At 72.4% G+C, this 3,399-nt stretch carries 2 protein-coding genes and 1 pseudogene; 1 reads left to right on the top strand and 2 read right to left on the bottom strand.

Annotation, left to right across the window (positions count from 1 at the left end; all coding sequences use genetic code 11):
* Positions 1–87: 87 nt before the first annotated feature.
* Positions 88–1,155, bottom strand: coding sequence for a family 2 encapsulin nanocompartment cargo protein polyprenyl transferase (locus ACFXA3_RS29285; RefSeq protein ID WP_385191537.1), 1,068 nt, complete (start codon positions 1,153–1,155; stop codon positions 88–90).
* A 60-nt stretch (positions 1,156–1,215) separates the two neighbouring features.
* Positions 1,216–2,622, bottom strand: a complete 1,407-nt coding sequence (locus ACFXA3_RS29280; RefSeq protein ID WP_385191535.1) for a family 2B encapsulin nanocompartment shell protein — start codon at positions 2,620–2,622, stop codon at positions 1,216–1,218.
* 186 nt (positions 2,623–2,808) lie between these two features.
* On the opposite strand from ACFXA3_RS29280, the pseudogene ACFXA3_RS29275 reads away from it, so the two are divergent.
* Positions 2,809–3,243, top strand: a pseudogene (locus ACFXA3_RS29275) (RrF2 family transcriptional regulator); the annotation flags it as partial.
* Between the last annotated feature and the right edge of the window lie 156 nt (positions 3,244–3,399).

Here is a 3,399-nt window from a genome sequence, read left to right as displayed (position 1 = left end):
GTCCCCCACAAACCACTAAACCCCTCTTCGCCCACAGTTGGGGTCGCCAACTGGGGGTTTGCGCACGGCCCTTTCCGCGCTACGGGTTCACCGGGTGCGCCGCGTGACGAACTCCGCCAGCGCCAGCAGCCCGCCCGCGGCCCCGAGGTCCGGTACGGCCCGGGCCAGCAGCTGCACCGCCCGGCCCATCCGGTCCGCGGCATGGGCCTGCGCCCAGTCGCGCCCGCCGGCCCGGTCCACGGCCGCGGCGGCCTTCCGCACGTCGTCCTCCGTCATCGGCCCCGCGTACAGGGCCGCCAGCTCCTCGCCGGCCGTGGTGCCCGAGGTGAGGGCGGCCACCACCGGCAGCGACTTCTTGCGGGCGATCAGGTCGGCCCCGGCGGGTTTGCCGGTGTGGCCCGGATCCCCCCAGATCCCGATCAGGTCGTCGATCAGCTGGAAGGCCAGTCCCGCCTCCCGCCCGAAGGCGTCCATGGTGTCGACCTCGTCCGGCCCGGCGCCGGCGTACAGCGCCCCGAGCGCGCAGGCGCAGCCGAGCAGGGCCCCGGTCTTGGCCGTCGCCATGGTCAGGCACTCGTCGAGCGAGACGTACGACCGCTGCTCGAACGCACAGTCGGCCTGCTGGCCGGCGCACAGCTCGATGATGCAGGCCGCGAGCCGGCCCGAGGCCGCCGTTGAGGCGGGGTGCGGATCGTCCGCGAGCAGCCGCAGCGCGAGCGCCATCATGGCGTCGCCGGTGATGATCGCGTCCGGTGTCCCGAACACGGTCCAGGCCGTGGGTCTGCCCCGGCGCTTGGTGTCCTTGTCGATGACGTCGTCGTGCAGCAGCGTGAAGTTGTGCGCCAGCTCCACGGCCGCCGCCGCCCGTACGGCGCCCTCGTCCGCCCCGCCGTCCCCCTCGCCGGCCCGGCCGCCCCGCAGGGCCCGGGCCGCGGCCAGCACGAGCGCGGGCCGGATGGCCTTGCCCGTGCTGCCGGTGGCCGGTGTGCCGTCGGCCCGCTCCCAGCCGAAGTGGTACATCGCCACGCGCCGCATCCCGACCGGCAGGCTCTCGACCGCGCGGCGCAGTTCCGGGTCGACCGTTTCCCTCGTCCGCTCCAGCAGGGCCGCGGCCTCCCGCCCCTCGCCGGCCGTGATCGCCTCAGTGGTGCCCATGGCGTGTCCCCGATCCCCGATCCCCGAAATCCCGATCCCCGGTGGTGCCCGGCCGGCCGTTCAGCGCCAGCGGGCGATCTCGACGTTCTCCAGGATGCCGAGCGCGTCCGGCACCAGTACCGCGGCGGAGAAGTAGGCGGTGACCAGGTACGAGATGATCGACTGCTCGCTGATCCCCATGAAGCGCACCGACATGCTCGGCTCGATCTCGTCCGGGATGCCGGGCTGGTGGAGGCCGATGACACCGGAGTCGTCCTCGCCGGTGCGCATGCAGAGGATGGACGTCGTCCGCGCGTCGCTGATCGGGATCTTGTTGCACGGGAAGATCGGGACCCCGCGCCAGGACGCCACCCGGGTGCCGGCGACGTCGACCGTCTCCGGGTACAGGCCGCGCTTGTTGCACTCGCGGCCGAAGGCGGCGATCGCCTTGGGGTGGGCGAGGAACAGGTCGGAGCCGCGGCGCATGCTGAGCAGCTGGTCCATGTCGTCGGGGCTGGGCCCGCCGTCGTGCGGCTGGATGCGCTGGTCGTAGTCGGCGTTGTGCAGCAGGCCGAAGTCGCGGTTGTTGAGCATCTCGTGCTCCTGGCGCTCGCGCAGCGCCTCGACCGTGAGCCGCAACTGCTGCTCGGTCTGGTTCATCGGCTGGTTGTAGAGGTCGGCGACGCGCGTGTGCACCCGCAGGACCGTTTGTGCAATCGAGAGCTCGTACTCGCGCGGCCTGGCCTCGTAGTCCACGAAGGTGCCGGGGAGGACGGCCTCGCCGCGGTGGCCGGCGGAGAGGTCGATCGCGGCCTCGCCGTACGCGTTGGTGCGCTGGGCGGGCAGCGACCGCTGGGCCTGCACGTGCTCGCGCAGCGAGTCGACCCGGTCGGCGAGCAGCCGGAAGTCCTGGCGGGACAGGACGAGCGCGGTGCCGGAGGTGGCGGCGCGGGCGGTGTACTCCCAGATCGCCTCCTCGTCGACGAGGGAGTCCTCGCCGAAGTAGGCGCCGTCGGCGACGGTCCGCAGGACGGCGTCCTCGCCGTAGGGGCCGGGGCCGATCTGGTCGATGCGGCCGTGGGCGAGCAGGAACACGCTGTCGGAGGCGCTGCCGAAGGAGGTGAGTTCCTGTCCGGCCTCGAAGTCGATCTGCCGGCACCGCTGGGCGAGCTCGGAGAGCACGTCCAGGTCCTCGTAGGTGCGCAGCAGCGGGAGTTCGCCGAGTTCGGCGGGGATGACCTGGACCTGGGTCCCGGTCTTGACGAACTCGACGCGTCCGTCGCCGACCGAGTAGCTCAGCCGCCGGTTGACCCGGTACGTGCCGCCCTGGACGGAGACCCACGGGAGCATCTTCAGCAGCCACCGGTCGGTGATCTCCTGCATCTGCGGCGCGGACTTGGTCGTGGTTGCCAAGTTCCGCGCAGCCTCGGTCGCAAGACTCCGCTGTGGTGTCCGGACCTCGGATTCGGAACCTGCCTGGACCGACATGTGCATCCCTTTCGATCACTCCATGGATCTGCGGGATGCAGCCTTCCAGTACGGAACGTGGTGAGACCATTACACAAAAGGGTGGGACTACTCCGTCCGGGGGTGGGCACTCTTTGGGGTTCGCCTCCTCCGGCCTGCCGGCCCGCTTAACTTGCATCGCAGATGCGAGTTTTCTAGGGTGTCACCATGCGGCTGACCCGATTCACCGACCTGGCGCTGCGCGTCCTGATGCGCCTCGCCGTCGAGGAGACGGACCTCCCGACGACACGTGACGTGGCGGCGACCATGGAGGTCCCGTACACGCACACCGCGAAGGTGGTCGCCAGGCTGCAGCACCTCGGCCTGGTCGAGGCCCGGCGCGGCCGCGGCGGCGGGCTCGCCCTGACCTCCGCCGGGCGGGCCGCATCGGTGGGCGGGGTGGTCCGCGAACTGGAGGGCGCGGGCGACGTCGTGGACTGCGACGGCACCACGCCGTGCCCGCTGCGCGGGGCCTGCCTCCTGCGCGGTGCACTGCGCCGGGCCCAGGAGGCCTTCTTCGCCACGCTGGACCCGCTGACGGTGGACGACCTGGTCGCGGCGCCCACCGGCCCGCTGCTGCTGGGCCTGTCGAGCGGCCCGCCGGGGCGGGCCGCCCCCCCCCCACACCCCCCGCCCCCCCCCCCTCACCCCCCATCCCCCCCCCCCCCCCAACCCCCCCATCACCGCACCCACCGCGGGACGCCACACCCCCCCCCCCCCCCCCACGATAGTTGTCACCGAGGCAGACGTGTTGTCACC

This window comes from Streptomyces sp. NPDC059456 (genome assembly GCF_042750055.1).
GTDB lineage: Bacteria > Actinomycetota > Actinomycetes > Streptomycetales > Streptomycetaceae > Streptomyces.
The sequence above is the reverse complement of the archived record's forward strand: the minus strand, read 5'-3'. Positions and strand labels throughout refer to the sequence as shown.

What these genes read in the sequence shown, in the direction of transcription:
- ACFXA3_RS29285 (WP_385191537.1), bottom strand. Translation starts at nt 1,155, where the DNA reads ATGGGCACCACTGAGGCGATCACGGCCGGCGAGGGGCGGGAGGCCGCG.
- ACFXA3_RS29280 (WP_385191535.1), bottom strand. Translation starts at nt 2,622, where the DNA reads ATGTCGGTCCAGGCAGGTTCCGAATCCGAGGTCCGGACACCACAGCGG.